The organism is Candidatus Blochmanniella pennsylvanica str. BPEN (assembly GCF_000011745.1).
Lineage (GTDB): Bacteria > Pseudomonadota > Gammaproteobacteria > Enterobacterales > Enterobacteriaceae > Blochmanniella > Blochmanniella pennsylvanica.
Genome location: NC_007292.1, coordinates 667,354 through 684,400 on the forward strand (window position 1 = coordinate 667,354; position 17,047 = coordinate 684,400).

Here is a 17,047-nt window from a genome sequence, read left to right on the forward strand (position 1 = left end):
ACGATATTCTCACATAGGTTTTTATTTGAAATTTAAATAGATATAAGGTTGTTTTAGATGATCAATTTTATTGATATTTTCTGATGATATCAGGTTTTACGTTGACGTTTAAAAAATTTATTCAATTGATAAGCACATTCTTTTTCTAATACCCCAGTTGTTAAAAACACATGATGATTATTCATTGGATGACGGAGTGTATTTTTTAGCCATGATCTTTGTTCAGTTTTACTGTTTTTAGCGCCACAAACTAATCGATAAACACGAGCATGAATTATTGCGCCAATGCACATCATACATGGTTCTAGAGTAACATAAAGAGTAGTACCTAATAATCGATAATTGCCCAAAACCTTCCCCCCTGTACGTAACGCTACAATTTCTGCATGAGCACTTGGATCATGGCATATAATAGAAGAATTCCAACCGTAACTTATAAGTTTACCATTTTGAATTAAAACAGCTCCTACTGATATTTCTCCAATAATTTCAGCATGGGCAGCTAATGCAATAGCATGACGCATCCATATCGTATCTACATTTTCTATTTCGTACATTCAGCTTGTAATAAAAATATTACAATGCACAATTAATAAAATAATTCTAAAACGCATATTGAGATACTCATTCTGTATTACAATAAAACATCAAAATAATTTTTTTTTAATTATAAGATCATTAATATTTATATCTTATTTTTTATCGTTCCAATATAACAAACGCACATGCATACGAATTCGTATCAGATAAAGTAATATGCATTTTTTTTAATGATAATTTATTAGCTAATAGAGCTGTACACGAGAATAAATGTAACATTGGTTTTCCTAGTTTATCGTTAAATATTTCAATTTGATTAAATGTCACTCCTTGGTTTATTCCAGTTCCAAATGCTTTAGATACCGCTTCTTTTGCAGCGAAACGTTTTGCTAAAAAATGCACAGGATGCTTTTTATTTTTATATATTTTCCATTCCGATTTACTAAGTATACGCGTAGCTAACTTATCTCCACTATGTGTTATTATTTTTTTTATTTTCCTAATATCAACGATATCTATTCCGATTCCGTGAATCACTATTAACCTCTTCTTGAGTCTTGTATCAATTTCTTCATATCTTGAATAGCTTTAGGTAATCCACAAAATATTGATCGGCTAATTATAGCATGTCCTATATTTAATTCTTGTATTCCTGGTAACATCGCAATAGGTCGTACGTTATAATAATTAAGACCATGTCCAGCATTAACTTTTAAACCCTTATTGACAGCGTATTGCACACTTTTTTTGATACGTTTATATTCTAAATTTTGAGTTGTTGCATCTGTAGCATGAGAATACATTCCGGTATGTAGTTCTATATAAGGCGCACCTATATTATAGGCAACACTAATTTGTTGTTCATTAGGATCAATAAACAATGAAACTCTAATTCCAGCTTCAGTAAGTTTAAATATTATATCTTGTAATTTATTTGCTTTATTAATTATATCTAAGCCACCTTCAGTTGTAAGTTCTTGACGCCTTTCCGGTACTAAGCAACAACAATGTGGTTTTAACGTACATGCGATATTAATCATTTCATCTGTTGCTGCTATTTCTAAGTTCATAGATGTTTGTATGGTTTTACATAACATTTCGACATCTCGATCTGTAATGTGACGACGGTCTTCTCTTAAATGTATAGTAATGCTATCTGCTCCTGATTGTTCTGCAATGAATGCAGCATATATAGGATCAGGATACGTAGTATTTCTTGCGTTACGTAATGTTGCGATATGATCAATATTTACACCTAATAATAAATTTGACATTATATGTATGCCTTAAATATAGTTACTTGATAGTCATCGACTATAAATATAAATTATATATATTTCTTTTTAAATGTATTTTTTGTTGTTTCTATTTAATTTAAATTACATTATGTCGTACTGTTGATATATTAAAATGTAATTTTGATAACAAACAGTTATTTCTGGGTCAAAATTACAATTTTTACACATAATTCTTTAATGGTTGAATGGACTGCGTGAAGATCTACAAATTTCATTTTATAAGAATATACTATTACACGATGTAGATTTTTATTTACATAAATATTATTAATATTAAAGTTCCATATAATACTGAAAATGTTGATATTGTCATCTTCAAAGTTATTTGTGTCGGTTCAAATAATATGAACATAGCATTATTGAAATTACAACAAAATAAAAATATCTCTATAAAATAGACCGATTAAAGAACATATATTTATATATGTGTGATAAATGATTAGATTTAATAAGTCCTTTGAGATGATTTTTTCATTTGTGAAGTTGTGCTTTAAAATAATAAACATACCCTTTAACAAAGGTATGTTTATTTATTGAATAAACTTAATAACATGAGTTAATTTTGTTTAAGATCCTAATAATATATTAAGCAATTTACGGTCTATGACCGCGTCATTAAATCATATGTTTTGGTTATGTTCTAGTGCCTCTAAAACTTTTGCTGCTGCATTTTGTTCAGCTCTACGCCGACTAGAACCGCATCCAATAATCGGTTGTGTTAATTCACTAACTTGACAATTTATCGTAAATATTTGATTGTGCGCCTCTCCAATTATTTGATTAATCCAATATACAGGTAACGGCAAACGACGGCGTTGCATATATTCTTGCAGACGAGTTTTTGGATCTTTTTGTGTATCATAAGAAGCATAAGGATCCATATGATCTATACGAATTTTATACCAATTAATAATTAATATTTCAATAGTTTGAATATTACTATCTAAAAATATACCGCCTATCAACGCTTCTATTGTATTGGCCAAAATGGATTCACGTTGATATCCCCCGCTTTTTAGTTCTCCTTGTCCTAATTGTAGATAATCTCCTAAATTAAATTCTCGTGCTAGTGTTGCCAATGTATTTTCGCGTACCAAATTTGCACGCATTCTACTCATACCTCCTTCACTAATATGAGGAAACCTATGATATAACAAATTAGCTATTACATAGTTTAATATGGCGTCGCCCAAAAATTCTAGTCTTTCATTGTGTTGATTGCTAGAGCTTCTATGAGTTAGCGCTTGTAATAATAAGTCATATCGATTAAAAATATAACCAAGTTTTTCTTGCAATGCATTAACTAACATAATATTTATGTATTATATATTCTTCCAATGTTCATGGAGAAAATTTTTTGTAATCAATTTTAACCAGATTGATTACAACAAATGTAATAAAATAATTTTAAACTATGATTAGAGAATATGAATATCTTATTGTATATTACCAATTCTATGGAATTGGATACTAATTGGCCATATTCCTTCTTGTTGTTTCTTTATATTCATCCAAATTATTATTGCTTTTCCTATTATATTGCGTTCAGGAACAAATCCCCAATAACGACTATCTGCGCTGTTATCCCTGTTATCTCCCATTACAAAATACTCACCTGCGGGCACTAGCCACTCAGATATTAAGTGTTTTGTATGTTGATCATACATTTTTATTAAGTTTTGATCACCAGGCGGTATCATTGTTAAGATATTGTGTTCTATTCCATTGAACGATTCTGTAGTTTGAATGAGTCGAATTCCATGAGGACATTTTTGATGCGGTCCTATTTGAATAAAGGAAGAATTAACCCTTCCGTCTACGTCATTATCAAATACTTGAATAAAATTACTAGGAACAACATTGCTATAAACAATGGGTAATGGTTGTATACATGCAATATTATTAACATGATTCACATATATTATTAATTGTTTAGTAATAATGTTATAGATTACTTTGTCTCCTGGCTCTCCAATTACTCGTTTAATATAATTTAGTTCAGGATTTTTAGGATACTTAAACACTATTATATCTCCACGTTTTGGATGTCCAGTATTAATTAATGTTTTTTGAGTAATAGGATTTTTAATACCATATATAAATTTTTTTACTAAAATAAAATCTCCTATTAACAAAGTAGGCATCATGGATCCAGAAGGTATTCGGAATGGTTCAAAAACAAATGATCGTATTATAAATACTAATAATAATATCGGAAAAATTGAGGATATAAATTCAGAAATTATTGAACAATATGAGATTATCAATGAATAAGCATTTTTTGATTGTTGATAAGTCTTGGTTGATTGTTGAAGGAATATTTTTTTATGTTGATCGCGATCATACATTAATGTATATAATTTTTTTATACTCCAGAAAATACCTGATATTCCTGTAATAATTGCTAAGATCAAAGAAAATGCGTTAATCATACAAATAAAATCCTTTAGTTATTTTTTATTGTTATTGACATCAAAGACAGCTAGAAATACAGTATGGGGTAAATTAACATTGCCTATTTGTTTCATACGTTTTTTTCCTTCTTTTTGATTATATAGTAATTTTTTCTTTCGAGTTATATCGCCTCCATGACATTTTGCTAAAACATTTTTCCGTAGTTGTTTTACAATGCCACGTGATATTATTCGCTTACCAATAGTTGCTTGAATCACAATATCGAATTGTTGTCTTGGGATTAATTTTTGTAATTTATTAACCAATAGGCGACCATGATATATAGATTGTTCTTGATGCGTAATTACCGTTAATGCATCAATACGTTTTTTATTAATTAATATTTCTATGCATACTATGTTCGATCTCTGAAAACGACTGAATTTATATTCAAATGAAGCATACCCATGAGATGCTGATTTTATTTGATCAAAAAAATTCAATATTATTTCAGACATAGGCAATTCGTAAGTTAATGTAACTTGAGTACTGTGATATATTATGTCAATTTGAGTACCTCTTTTTTTAATGCATAAAGAAATAATTTCTCCAAGATATTTTTTTGGAAGCAATATGTTACATAAAACAACAGGTTCACGTATTTCTTTAATTTTAGTTAAAGAAAGCAATTTTGATGGACTATCTACATAGATTATTCTATTGTCAATGGTTAATATTTCATATACTACCATTGGAGCTGTAACAAGTAAATCAAGTGAATATTCACGTCTTAGTCTTTCCTGGATTATATCCAAATGTAACAATCCAAGAAACCCACAACGAAATCCTAAACCTAAAAATTCTGATCTTTCTGGTTCATAAAATAGAGAAGAATCATTTAAACTAAGTTTGTATAAAGCATCACGAAAGATTTTTTGATTTTTAGAGCCTATAGGAAATAATCCCGCATAAACATAAGGTTGAAGTTTTTTAAAACCATGACATGCTTTTTTTGCGGGATGAGTTGACAGAGTAAATGTATCTCCTACAGGGGTTTTTATGATATTTTTGTTGGCACAGACTAACCAACCTACTTCTCCGCAATCTAATATTTCTCGTTTTACTTGTTTTGGAGTAAAGATACCTATTTGATCAACAGTATATTTTTGCCCTGTGTTCATGGATTTCAATACATCACCTTTATATAATTTGCCATTTTTGATACATATTAACGATACAACACCTAAATATTGATTAAACCAGGAATCTATAATTAGTGCTTGCAGAGGAGCGCATGGATCTCCTTGAGGATGAGGAATATCATGAATTAGACACTCTAGTAATTCTGGTATGCCATAACCAGTTTTAGCTGAACATTGTATTGCATTATTTACGTCAATACCGATGATGTTTTTAATTTCTTGAGATGCTCGATTAGGGTCTGCTGTTGATAAATCAATTTTATTTAATGCCACAATAATTTTTAAATTCATTTCTTTAGCAATTCGATAATTGGCCACAGTTTGCGCTTCTACTCCTTGAGTAACGTCTACTATTAATAAGGCACCTTCACATGCTGCTAAAGATCGAGAAACTTCATAAGAAAAATCAACATGGCCAGGAGTATCAATAAGATTCAATTGATAAGGCTGGCCACTTTTAGACTTATAATTGAGTGTCACATTTTGTGATTTTATAGTAATACCACGTTCTCGTTCTAACTCCATGGAATCTAATACTTGGGATGTCATTTCACGTTCGTTTAATCCACCGCAAGTTTGAATCAACCGATCAGATAAAGTTGATTTTCCGTGATCAATATGCGCAATAATAGAAAAATTACGTATGTATTTTATCATGATAAATATTAGTTAAATGCAAAAAACAAATATAATTAGTGTAAAAATAGTGATTAATTAGTGTATAATAAAATATTATAGATACATATGAAAATGATTGTATAAGAATATTTACGATATTTTGAAAAATTATTCGAAAATATATGCAGTTAACTATTCGGATATTAGATATATTTCATTGTTAGACTATATGATAAATTGTGGTAACAAATTTATTGTAATTTTCGATATTAACTGTTTATTATAATTTTTAGTGCTAAGATTAAAAAATTACAAATAAATTATATGTGTTTAAATACATAATTTTTTTGGTAATCAATAAAAAACATCAATGATAAGTGAAAATTTTATTTGTACGATTACATAATAATACGGAAATAAACCGTGCCTCAAAAATTAAATTGGCGGTTTTTGTTATCAAAAGAAAAAACATTGCCGTACTTTCAGAATATATTGTTTGCCATAGAGGAACGTAAAAAAAAAGGTATTACGATTTATCCTAAAAAAAAAGATGTTTTTAACGCGTTTCGTTTTACTAGTTTTGAATCTATAAAAGTTGTTATTATAGGCCAAGATCCTTATCATGGACCAAATCAAGCCCATGGATTTGCCTTTTCTGTATTGCCTGGTGTTTTGCCTCCTCCTTCTTTAAAAAATATTTATAAAGAGCTTGCATCTGATATGCCCGATTTTGTAATACCAGAACACGGTTGTTTAGAGAGTTGGGCGCAAGAAGGGGTGTTATTGCTTAATAGTATTTTAACTGTTGAGGAAGGAAGAAGTTGTTCTCATGCTGATATTGGATGGGAACGATTTACAGACAAAATAATATCTATACTGAACACACATAAGGAAAAAATTATATTTTTACTATGGGGAAAATATGCTCAAAACAAAGGCAACATCATTAACCATAAAAAACATTATATTTTCACTGCGTCACATCCTTCACCTATATCAGCTCAACGTGGATTTTTAGGATGTCATCATTTTTCTAAGGTTAATATATTATTAGCGCAACAAAATAAACAGATTATTAATTGGCAACCTAAAATAATTGACTCAAAACTAATATAAATTAAAAATATGTTATGAAGGATGATTTCTTTCATGTAAATTTATTTATTTTATATCTTGTACTCTTGAATATCATTGTTGATTTATTGTGATAAATCAACAATGATAAATTAATAATTTATAATATATTTAAAAAATCTGTATATTTAATAAATTCAATTATTGAATTAAAATTTAATAATTGAATAAACAATAATTATATTGTTTATGGAAAATGTTATGTGAAGTATGATCATATTAATTGGATAAAAAACACAACACGTTATTATTTCATGAAAGAGTACATGAAACTTTGTAAATATATAATGAGTACTGTTTTTTATTTATAACATTTTAAAAAACATAGTAGTTCGTCATTTAGATTGTGATACTGTTACCATAGCGGGTCGAATTAATCTTCCATTTAAAATGTATCCTTTTTGAATCATTGTTAATACTTGATTTGGTTTATGGTCTTCAGATTCTATTATAGATATTGCTTGATGTATTTCGGGATTAAATGGCACGTTAATTTCATATATAGATTTTAATCCAAACTTGTGCACAGTGTCTAAAAACGATTTTAATGTTAATTCAATGCCTTCTATTATAGCAGATAATAAAGTATTAGAATTATCTGAAATACTCATGGTACGTTCTAAATTATCAATGACTGGTAATAATTCAAAGATAAATCGTTCTAATCCAAATTTATGGATTTTTTCTATTTCTTGAGTGTTACGCCGACGGATGTTTTCTATTTCAGCTGTAAGACGTAATACCGTATTACGTTCATGTTCTTGAAGTTGTGCTAATTGTATCTTTAATTTAATGATTTGATCATTTTTAGGATCAATAACATTATCTACTGTCGAAACAGATTCTAATAGTTCCTCTTTTTCTATTTTTTCATTCTGTAATGTACTTTCATCAATATTGTTTTTTACATTATTATCTATCATGAATTTTCTCCTCCGTTTCCTGATTATATGTTTTATAATTCAGTTATTATAAGGATGAATAACAGGTATTCAAGACATCATTTATTATGAATAAAAGTTATAACAAAAACAGAAAGGATTCAATAATAATATGACTTCTTCTATTTTTCGTACTATTGGTATTATCGGATATTCTCGTCATCCGAAAGCTGTGCATACATATGATATTTTATATCATTGGTTATATAGTAAAGGGATTACAGTAATTATCGAACATCATGCTGCTAGTTTATTAAATGTACAAAAAGCAGTTGTAGGTGATTTAAATGATATAGGAAATTACGCAGACTTAGCTATAGTTATAGGTGGAGATGGCAATATGTTAAGAGCCGCGAATATTTTAGCACAACACGATATTAAAGTTATTGGGATCAATCGTGGAACTCTTGGTTTTCTTACTGATTTAGACCCTAATTCAGCACTAGTGGAGTTATCTGATGTTTTATCAGGTCATTTTATTAACGAAAAACGTTTTTTATTAGATGTAACAGTACAACGCTATAACAAACTGATCAGATTAGGTAGTGCTATTAATGAAGTTATTTTACATACAAACACAATTAGAGATATGATTGAATTTGAGTTATATATTGATGATAATTTTATTTTTTCACAGAGATCTGATGGTTTAATTATTTCCACTCCAACTGGATCAACCGCATATGCTTTATCTGCTGGAGGACCTATTCTTAGTCCTACAGTAGATGCTATTTTATTAGTACCAATATGCCCTCATACTTTGTCATCTCGGCCAGTTGTGATTAATAGTAAAAGTATAATTTGTCTGAAATTTTCTAAAGTAACATCTGAATTGAAAATAGGTTATGATAACCAAACTCCTGTTTTGGTATGCAAAGAAGAGGAGATCTTTATTAAACGTAGTAATCATTATCTTGATTTGATTCATCCTAATAATTATAACTATTTTAAGACGCTAAATATTAAGCTTGGTTGGTCACAAAATATTGCTGAAACGAAAAAATAATATTGTATTGATAATTACAACAAAAAAGATAATAGTTGTAATTAAACAATAATATATTTTACATTGTATTTGAAAAGTAGATTAAGCAGAAAATTATGTATTTGAAAGTATTTTTTAAAACCTTACATACCAGTATTTTTATTATAACGCTGGTATGTAACGTAAGTTGTACTATGCCGCAATATATGCCGATATCCTTTGATATTAAGCAAGGCAATCGTTTAAATGAATATGATATTAAAAAGATTCGTCTTGGCATGACAAAACTAGAAATATCTTCTAATATCGGAGATCCGACGTTAGAAGGGTTTTTAAACCCAAACACATGGTATTATATTTTTTATTATCGTAGAGGTAATAGAATATTAGAGCATCAAATTTTAACATTAAAATTTGATGCTCATGATATTTTGGTAACTATAAACAAAGAGTAATAATACCCTTACGTGTTTTTGTTTTTGTGTTATAATATGCGATACGTTCCGTATATTACATGAGCCCTGGAAATGAAGGCTGTAATTATGTTTTTATATTTATTTTTAAAAATATGATTAAAAATTTTTTCGATAAATATTGATTTAAATTCGTAATGAGAAGAATATTCAATTCTACTGACAGTAGAAGTAATAGGAATAAATTCCCAATATCCATAAAATGATTTAAATGGTCCTTTTACTAAAAGGATTGAGATACTTTTGTTGTTTATAAAAAAATTGTGAGTAATCAATGACCTAACAATTCCGTTAGAAACTATATTCATTTCAGCAATTAATTCGTTATTATTTTTTTCTAAAATTTTACTTACATTGCATCCAGGAAGAAATTTAGTGTAAGAGTTAATATCATTTACTAAATTAAACATTTGCTCTACACTATACGGTACTGAAATAAAATATTTAATGTAAGCCATATCAATCCTGTTTTGAATGGGTTTAAATATTACATACATATTAATATAATGGTTTTTAGTAATAAAAAATAATATTTTTAAAAAAAAATTATTATGAATCAGTTAATTTTAAAGAAAATTACACAAAATAAACATGCATATCATGAATATTTTATTGAAAAAAAAATTGAATCTGGAATTTCATTGTTAGGATGGGAAGTAAAATCTGCTCGTTCTAATATGGTAACTATTAATAATAGTTACGTATCTTTTTATAATAAGGAAGCGTATATTTGTAATTCTATATTTCAATCAAATGTAACTCAATTTTATAATGAAACTCACAATTCCGTTCGTGTGCGTAAATTGTTATTAAAAAAAAATGAATTATTATTTTTAATGGAAAAAGTTAATCAAAAAGGTTACACTGCAATTATTTTAGATTTGTATTGGAAAAATTCTTGGATTAAAGTGAATATTGGCCTTGCTAAAGGTAAAAAAAAATACGACAAAAGAAATATAATACATATGCATAAATGGAAGAAAGAAAAAATACGTATTTTAAAGTATATGAAATAAAAATTATTTGTATATACAGTATCCCGATGATATAATTGTTTTCGATGTTAGAATGGGGCTGATTTTGGATTCGACGGAGTATCTTGTTATTTAAAGTGCATGCCGAGGTGAGGCAGGCCTCGTAAAAAGCCTCAAAAGATAAATGCAAATAATACTACATATAGAGAATCTGTTGCTTTAGCAGCTTAAATCAGACTAATATTCTGAAGGTTCCCTCTCGTTTCAATATTTACTCTTAGATATTAAAAAATAAATAGAGAGGCCATATAAATAAGAGTGCGCGTAAATGCTTGCTTTTGGCTTAACGTTAAGTATAAAAAGCTAGTTGGTTAGTGATTGGTCTTGATATATCTACGCCAATTAAATGTAATTCAAGACCTAAGCATGTAGGTTACTAAAAATAAAAAGAATTCTGGACGCGGGTTCGAACCCCGCCAGCTCCACCAGGATTTAAAGATCAAATAAAATAGAAAAAAATTAAGTGATGAAGGATGACGAAATGTACAGGGGTTTTTATATTTTGGAATGGTTTGGAGTTTTGGTTACAGCTTATTTATTCGATCAATAAAATTTTATTGATCGTCACTCAAAAATTTCTCTAATGAAATCATGTTTATTTCTCGTTTGTTCTTTCATGAAAAAAATAAATTTTTTCATGAAAGAATTTTATTTAATACAAGAATATCTATTGCGTGTAATTAAAAAGTTTTAAAGAATGAAGAATAAAATCTTATGGATTATTTATATTTATTTATTGCTATTCTTTCCGAGGTTATTGCTACTTCTTACTTAAAAGCATCTGAAGGATTTAGTAAATTATATCCTGTTATTGTAGTAATAATTGGTTATACATTCTCTTTTATGTTGTTATCTTTAGTGTTGCAAACAATACCGATGGGTATTGCATATTCCTGTTGGGCTGGACTTGGTATTGTGTTTATTACTGCAGCGGGATATATATTTTATGATCAAAAATTAGATAGTTTAGCTGTTATTGGTATTGCTTTCATTATTATTGGTGTTGTATTAATTAATATATTTTCCAATACGATAAAACACTAATTTTTTAAAAAAGTAATTTACTAATTTATTGTGTTTTTGAAGATATGTATGAGATACTTTTTAAGTATATTTATTATGTATAATATATTTTATTATAAATAGGGCATTTAACTCGTTTATTGTTCATAACAATATATTATATACTTCATATATAGTTTTATTATATACTTCATATATAGTTTTTTATTGCAATTTACTACAGTTTACGATTATTTTATAATTGATTTACTTGAAAAAATATTATGGTGTACTTTATCATTAAAGCTATCATCTAAATGATATATGTATTTAATGTGTATATTGTTAATAATAAAATATTAGTATCATTCGTAATGATTCGGTTTTTATAAAAAGATAAAAAAGATTTTAAAAAATTTTAGACATTATGGTATTCATTGTCTTTCTATGTACATATAGAATTCGAGTTGGTTTATTGAATTATTCGTATTATGTATGATTATTATATTTTATAATGTGTCTTCAAATTAAGATAAGCTATTTTTATTTATTATGATAAAAAAAATAAAATATAACGAATTGAATAAGTATGATGATCATCAAAGATTTCTTAGAGAATTGCCTAAAATTATTCAAAGAGTAGATTATTTTAAAATTCTATTCAGCCCTAAAGAATTTAGAATTGCATTGTTGCACGCTATTTCTAGGGCAAGCAATCATATTTGTTTGGTTACATTGTATCTAGATGATGATCTAGGTGGTAAAAAAATTATCGATGCTTTACTTCATGTTAAAAAACTTCGTCCTCAAATTAAAATTAGAATTTTGGTAGATTGGCATCGTGCGCGAAGAGTTCGTATTGGTTCTTCTAAAAAATATACGAATATTGATTGGTATACAGATATTATAAAACAGTACCCTAACACTGAGATTGCAATATATGGAATACCAATCCATGTGAATGAAGCTTTAGGAGTCCTTCATTTAAAAGGATTTATTATCGACGATCAGATATTGTATAGCGGTGCAAATTTAAATGGTGAGTATTTACATGTAAATACTAAATATAGATATGATCGATATCATATAATACGTAATCCGCAATTATCTGATATTATGTTGAATTATATTGATCAAGAATTGTTATCTGCAAAAGTAACTAATAATTTAGGATACGGAAATTCTTTAAAAAAACTAAACAACAGCAAGAATAATATTCGTTTGTTGCGTCGTAATTTACGGAGAGTTTGTTATCGTTATCAGGGTAATGCTACATTTCATGAATTAGCAATTTCTCCATTAGTTGGGTTGGGTAAAAACAGCGCTCTTAATAAAACTATTTATCATTTAATTTATTCAGCAAGAAATAAAGTTGTATTGTGTACACCTTATTTTAATATGCCTACTGTGTTAATACGTGCTTTGATTTCTTTATTACATCAAGGAATAAATATAGAAATTATTGTGGGAGATAAAATTGCTAATGATTTCTATGTTCCTGCACATCATCCGTTTACACTAATTAGTATTTTGCCATATTTATATGAATTAAATTTACGTTATTTTTTAAAAAAATTGCAAAAATATGTTGATGATAAACGATTATTAGTTCGGATGTGGAAAGAAGGCAATAATGGGTATCATGTTAAGGGTATTTGGGTAGATGATGAATGGCAGTTGATTACTGGAAATAATTTAAACCCTAGATCTATAAGATTTGATTTAGAAAATGCTTTACTTGTTCATGACCCATGTAAATTGTTGTTTCATCAAAAAAATAAAGAACTAAACATGATTCGTATGCATACGAATCATGTAACGCATTATACATCATTGCAACATGTATCTGATTATCCTACAAAGATAGGACAATTTCTTTATAGAATACATAAGATGAGATTTGACCGATTAATTAATCGTATTTTATAAAAATTAAATGTAATTTTCATGTACATTCTATTTTCACTATTCTTTATTATAATCGTCAATTGTTTAAAAATTTCAGGATTGCGAAGTTAAGCTCTCACGGGCCATTAGTATCGGTTAGCTCAACGCCTCACAGCGCTTACACACCCGACCTATCAACGTCATCGTCTTTAACGTCCCTTCAGGAGGATTTTAACCCTCAGGGAAGACTCATCTTGAGGCAAGTTTCCCGCTTAGATGCTTTCAGCGGTTATCTTTTCCGCACATAGCTACCGGGCAATGCCATTGGCATGACAACCCGAACACCAGTGGTGCGTCCACTCCGGTCCTCTCGTACTAGGAGCAGCCCCTCTCAATCTTCCAACGCCCACGGCAGATAGGGACCGAACTGTCTCACGACGTTCTAAACCCAGCTCGCGTACCACTTTAAATGGCGAACAGCCATACCCTTGGGACCTACTGCAGCCCCAGGATGTGATGAGCCGACATCGAGGTGCCAAACACCGCCGTCGATATGAACTCTTGGGCGGTATTAGCCTGTTATCCCCGGAGTACCTTTTATCCGTTGAGCGATGGCCTTTCCATACAGAACCACCGGATCACTAAGACCTGCTTTCGCATCTGCTCGAATCGTCACTCTCGCAGTTAAGCTAGCTTATGCCTTTGCACTAACCTCACGATGTCCAACCGTGATTAGCTAACCTTTGTGCTCCTCCGTTACTCTTTGGGAGGAGACCGCCCCAGTCAAACTACCTACCAGACACTGTCCTTGATCCGGATAACGGATCTAAGTTAGAATATCAAATGTTAAAGGGTGGTATTTCAAGGATGGCTCCATAAGAACTAGCGCCCTTAATTCATAGCCTCCCACCTATCCTACACATCAATATTTAATATTCAGTATCAAGCTATAGTAAAGGTTCACGGGGTCTTTCCGTCTTGCCGCGGGTACGCCGCATCTTCACGGCGAATTCAATTTCACTGAGTCTCGGGTGGAGACAGTCTGGCCATCATTACGCCATTCGTGCAGGTCGGAACTTACCCGACAAGGAATTTCGCTACCTTAGGACCGTTATAGTTACGGCCGCCGTTTACCGAGGCTTCGATCAAGAGCTTTTCTTCTTTAATAAAAGAAGATAACCCTCTCAATTAACCTTCCGGCACCGGGCAGGCGTCACACCGTATACGTCCACTTTCGTGTTTGCACAGTGCTGTGTTTTTAATAAACAGTTGCAGCCAGCTGTTATCTTCGACTGGTTTCAGCTCCAGAAGCAATATCGTTCATTCACTTACATCCCAGCGTGCCTTCTCCCGAAGTTACGGCACTATTTTGCCTAGTTCCTTCACCCGAGTTCTCTCAAGCGCCTGAGTATTCTCTACCTAACCACCTGTGTCGGTTTATGGTACGATTAGACATAACCTGGAGCTTAGAGGTTTTTCCTGGAAGCATAGCATTAATTCCTTCGTCATATTAATGACTCGTTATCACGCCTCAGCGTTAAAAAGATTAGATTTTCTGAATCTTTCAGCTTACACGCTTAAACCGAGACCACCGATCCTCGGCAAACCTAGCTTTCTTCGTCACCCCATCGCAGTTATATCTAGTACAGGAATATTAACCTGTTTTCCATCGGCTACGCCTGTTGGCCTCACCTTAGGGATCGACTCACCCTGCCCCGATTAACGTTGGACAGGAAACCTTAGTTTTTCGGCGAGCGGGTTTTTCACCCGCTTTATCGTTACTTATGTCAGCATTCGCACTTCTGATACCTCCAGCATGCTTTACAACACACCTTCTCAGGCTTACAGAACGCTCCCCTACCCAATATAGTTTTATGCTCAATAATTAATAAATTATAAATTTAAAAACATTTAAGTACAAAATTCTATTGCCGCAGCTTCGGTGCATGATTTAGCCCCGTTACATCTTCCGCGCAAGCCGACTCGACCAGTGAGCTATTACGCTTTCTTTAAATGATGGCTGCTTCTAAGCCAACATCCTGGCTGTCTAAGCCTTCTCACATCGTTTCCCACTTAATCATGACTTAAGGACCTTATCTGGCGATCTGGGTTGTTTCCCTCTCCACGACGAATGTTAGCACCCGCCGTGTGTCTCCCGTAATAACATGCTTTAGTATTCGTAGTTTGCATCGAGTTGGTAGTCTGGGATGGACCCCTATTCGAAACAGTGCTCTACCCCTAAAGATGAATTTACGAGGCGCTACCTAAATAGCTTTCGGGGAGAACCAGCTATCTCCCGGTTTGATTGGCCTTTCACCCCTAACCACAAATCATCCGCTAATTTTTCAACATTAGTCGGTTCGGTCCTCCAGTTAGTGTTACCTAACCTTCAACCTGTTCATAGTTAGATCACCGGGTTTCGGGTCTATATCCTGCAACTTATCGCCCAGTTAAGACTCGGTTTCCCTACGGCTCCCTTATTTAGTTAACCTTGCTACAGAATATAAGTCGCTGACCCATTATACAAAAGGTACGCAGTCACACAAACAAACAACATTTGCGCTCCTACTGCTTGTACGTACACGGTTTCAGGTTCTATTTCACTCCCCTCGCCGGGGTTCTTTTCGCCTTTCCCTCACGGTACTGGTTCACTATCGGTCAGTCAAGAGTATTTAGCCTTGGAGGATGGTCCCCCCATCTTCAGACAAGATATCACGTGTCCCGTCCTACTCATTGAGTCGTAGTAATTAATATATTTTCAGATACGAGGCTATCACTCTATATTGCTAATTTTTCCAAATTATTCTCTTAATATATTAATGATACTATGCAACTCTGGGCTGTTCCCCGTTCGCTCGCCACTACTAAGGGAATCTCAAATTGATTTCTTTTCCTCAGAGTACTAAGATGTTTCAGTTCCTCTGGTTTGCTTTATTCAGCTATTAATTTACTGAATAATAATGCACAATTTAAATTGCATTGGGTTTCCCCATTCGGAAATCACCGGTTAAAACGCTTCAAATCAGCTTACCGATGCTTTTCGCAGATCAGCACGTCCTTCATCGCCTTTGACTGCCAAGGCATCCACCGTGTACGCTTAAATTACTTAACTTCGCAATCCTGAAATTTCTATAAATCTTGTTAAGACATTACACATACTTAGGATATAGATACTTTAATTATACTTTTAGAGTATTATTAGCATAATATGCATATGTATATAATTTTTTATAATGCAATAATCATAAAAATTATTATTGCATCCGACTTTTCAAATGAACAAAAAATCATATAACCTATATTTACAAATAATCGTAAATAGTAATTAATATTTACACTAATATTTTTAATTTTAAGCTTTCCCTGATTGTTAAAGAACAAAAATACTAAATTTTTTATTTATAAAAACCTGCTTATCATAATAAAGACCTATTAATGTCCCCTAGGGGCTTCGAACCCCTGTTGCCGCCGTGAAAGGGCAGTGTCCTAGACCTCTAGACGAAGGGGACTGAGTTCTAGCAACAATAAAAATTTAATCT

General features: G+C 31.1%; 14 protein-coding genes, 1 tRNA gene, 1 rRNA gene and 1 other RNA gene. 7 read left to right on the forward strand and 10 right to left on the reverse strand.

What is annotated here, in order from left to right; translation table 11 throughout:
• Positions 1–89: 89 nt before the first annotated feature.
• From tadA to lepA, 6 genes are all read right to left on the reverse strand, one after another.
• Entirely contained in the window at positions 90–557 is a 468-nt protein-coding gene (gene tadA, locus BPEN_RS02750) for a tRNA adenosine(34) deaminase TadA (RefSeq protein ID WP_011283078.1), read from the reverse strand.
• Between the two features lie 142 nt (positions 558–699).
• Positions 700–1,080: a holo-ACP synthase gene (acpS, locus tag BPEN_RS02755; protein WP_041567541.1), complete on the reverse strand. Its 381-nt coding sequence runs from the start codon at positions 1,078–1,080 to the stop codon at positions 700–702.
• Positions 1,080–1,814, reverse strand: a complete 735-nt coding sequence (gene pdxJ, locus BPEN_RS02760) for a pyridoxine 5'-phosphate synthase (protein WP_011283080.1) — start codon at positions 1,812–1,814, stop codon at positions 1,080–1,082. Before pdxJ ends, acpS begins: the two co-directional genes overlap by 1 nt.
• Positions 1,815–2,458: 644 nt before the next feature.
• Positions 2,459–3,157: a ribonuclease III gene (rnc, locus tag BPEN_RS02765; RefSeq protein ID WP_041567542.1), complete on the reverse strand. Its 699-nt coding sequence runs from the start codon at positions 3,155–3,157 to the stop codon at positions 2,459–2,461.
• A 117-nt stretch (positions 3,158–3,274) separates the two neighbouring features.
• Complete coding sequence (lepB, locus tag BPEN_RS02770; protein ID WP_011283082.1) at positions 3,275–4,270, reverse strand: signal peptidase I; 996 nt, start codon at positions 4,268–4,270, stop codon at positions 3,275–3,277.
• 18 nt (positions 4,271–4,288) lie between these two features.
• The gene (gene lepA, locus BPEN_RS02775; RefSeq protein ID WP_011283083.1) at positions 4,289–6,091 is read right to left on the reverse strand and encodes a translation elongation factor 4; all 1,803 of its coding nucleotides are present in this window, start codon (positions 6,089–6,091) and stop codon (positions 4,289–4,291) included.
• 384 nt (positions 6,092–6,475) lie between these two features.
• On the opposite strand from lepA, the gene ung reads away from it, so the two are divergent.
• On the forward strand, positions 6,476–7,168 hold the full coding sequence (gene ung / locus BPEN_RS02780) for a uracil-DNA glycosylase (protein WP_011283084.1): 693 nt from the start codon (positions 6,476–6,478) through the stop codon (positions 7,166–7,168).
• A 353-nt stretch (positions 7,169–7,521) separates the two neighbouring features.
• Here ung and grpE read toward each other — a convergent pair whose 3' ends face one another.
• Positions 7,522–8,109 (reverse strand): nucleotide exchange factor GrpE, encoded by a 588-nt coding sequence (grpE, locus tag BPEN_RS02785; RefSeq protein ID WP_011283085.1) that lies wholly within the window; start codon positions 8,107–8,109, stop codon positions 7,522–7,524.
• A gap of 130 nt (positions 8,110–8,239) precedes the next feature.
• Between grpE and nadK the strand changes: the two genes are divergently transcribed.
• Entirely contained in the window at positions 8,240–9,133 is an 894-nt protein-coding gene (gene nadK / locus BPEN_RS02790; RefSeq protein WP_011283086.1) for an NAD(+) kinase, read from the forward strand.
• A 185-nt stretch (positions 9,134–9,318) separates the two neighbouring features.
• Complete coding sequence (locus tag BPEN_RS02795; RefSeq protein WP_236608096.1) at positions 9,319–9,567, forward strand: outer membrane protein assembly factor BamE; 249 nt, start codon at positions 9,319–9,321, stop codon at positions 9,565–9,567.
• 29 nt (positions 9,568–9,596) lie between these two features.
• Here the strand turns inward: BPEN_RS02795 and BPEN_RS02800 are convergent, their stop codons facing one another.
• Complete coding sequence (locus BPEN_RS02800) at positions 9,597–10,043, reverse strand: type II toxin-antitoxin system RatA family toxin (RefSeq protein ID WP_041567543.1); 447 nt, start codon at positions 10,041–10,043, stop codon at positions 9,597–9,599.
• Between the two features lie 93 nt (positions 10,044–10,136).
• On the opposite strand from BPEN_RS02800, the gene smpB reads away from it, so the two are divergent.
• The 4 genes from smpB to pssA all read left to right on the forward strand — a co-directional run bounded on the left by smpB (position 10,137) and on the right by pssA (position 13,550).
• Complete coding sequence (smpB, locus tag BPEN_RS02805; protein WP_011283089.1) at positions 10,137–10,601, forward strand: SsrA-binding protein SmpB; 465 nt, start codon at positions 10,137–10,139, stop codon at positions 10,599–10,601.
• A 54-nt stretch (positions 10,602–10,655) separates the two neighbouring features.
• Positions 10,656–11,047: a transfer-messenger RNA gene (gene ssrA / locus BPEN_RS03310) on the forward strand.
• Between the two features lie 286 nt (positions 11,048–11,333).
• Positions 11,334–11,663 (forward strand): DMT family transporter, encoded by a 330-nt coding sequence (locus tag BPEN_RS02810; protein ID WP_011283090.1) that lies wholly within the window; start codon positions 11,334–11,336, stop codon positions 11,661–11,663.
• Positions 11,664–12,173: 510 nt separating this feature from the next.
• The gene (gene pssA, locus BPEN_RS02815; RefSeq protein ID WP_011283091.1) at positions 12,174–13,550 is read left to right on the forward strand and encodes a CDP-diacylglycerol--serine O-phosphatidyltransferase; all 1,377 of its coding nucleotides are present in this window, start codon (positions 12,174–12,176) and stop codon (positions 13,548–13,550) included.
• Positions 13,551–13,632: 82 nt separating this feature from the next.
• Here the strand turns inward: pssA and BPEN_RS02820 are convergent.
• Both BPEN_RS02820 and BPEN_RS02825 read right to left on the reverse strand, forming a co-directional pair.
• Positions 13,633–16,620 (reverse strand): 23S ribosomal RNA (locus tag BPEN_RS02820).
• Positions 16,621–16,944: 324 nt separating this feature from the next.
• Positions 16,945–17,017 (reverse strand) — tRNA-Glu (locus BPEN_RS02825).
• Positions 17,018–17,047: the final 30 nt, after the last annotated feature.

Excerpts from the sequence above, each read along its gene's own strand:
- tadA (WP_011283078.1), bottom strand. The coding sequence starts at position 557 with ATGTACGAAATAGAAAATGTAGATACGATATGGATGCGTCATGCTATT.
- lepB (WP_011283082.1), bottom strand. The coding sequence starts at position 4,270 with ATGATTAACGCATTTTCTTTGATCTTAGCAATTATTACAGGAATATCA.
- pssA (WP_011283091.1), top strand. The coding sequence starts at position 12,174 with ATGATAAAAAAAATAAAATATAACGAATTGAATAAGTATGATGATCAT.
- BPEN_RS02800 (WP_041567543.1), bottom strand. The coding sequence starts at position 10,043 with ATGGCTTACATTAAATATTTTATTTCAGTACCGTATAGTGTAGAGCAA.
- BPEN_RS02810 (WP_011283090.1), top strand. The coding sequence starts at position 11,334 with ATGGATTATTTATATTTATTTATTGCTATTCTTTCCGAGGTTATTGCT.
- BPEN_RS02795 (WP_236608096.1), top strand. The coding sequence starts at position 9,319 with ATGCCGATATCCTTTGATATTAAGCAAGGCAATCGTTTAAATGAATAT.
- pdxJ (WP_011283080.1), bottom strand. The coding sequence starts at position 1,814 with ATGTCAAATTTATTATTAGGTGTAAATATTGATCATATCGCAACATTA.
- lepA (WP_011283083.1), bottom strand. The coding sequence starts at position 6,091 with ATGATAAAATACATACGTAATTTTTCTATTATTGCGCATATTGATCAC.
- smpB (WP_011283089.1), top strand. The coding sequence starts at position 10,137 with ATGAATCAGTTAATTTTAAAGAAAATTACACAAAATAAACATGCATAT.
- grpE (WP_011283085.1), bottom strand. The coding sequence starts at position 8,109 with ATGATAGATAATAATGTAAAAAACAATATTGATGAAAGTACATTACAG.
- nadK (WP_011283086.1), top strand. The coding sequence starts at position 8,240 with ATGACTTCTTCTATTTTTCGTACTATTGGTATTATCGGATATTCTCGT.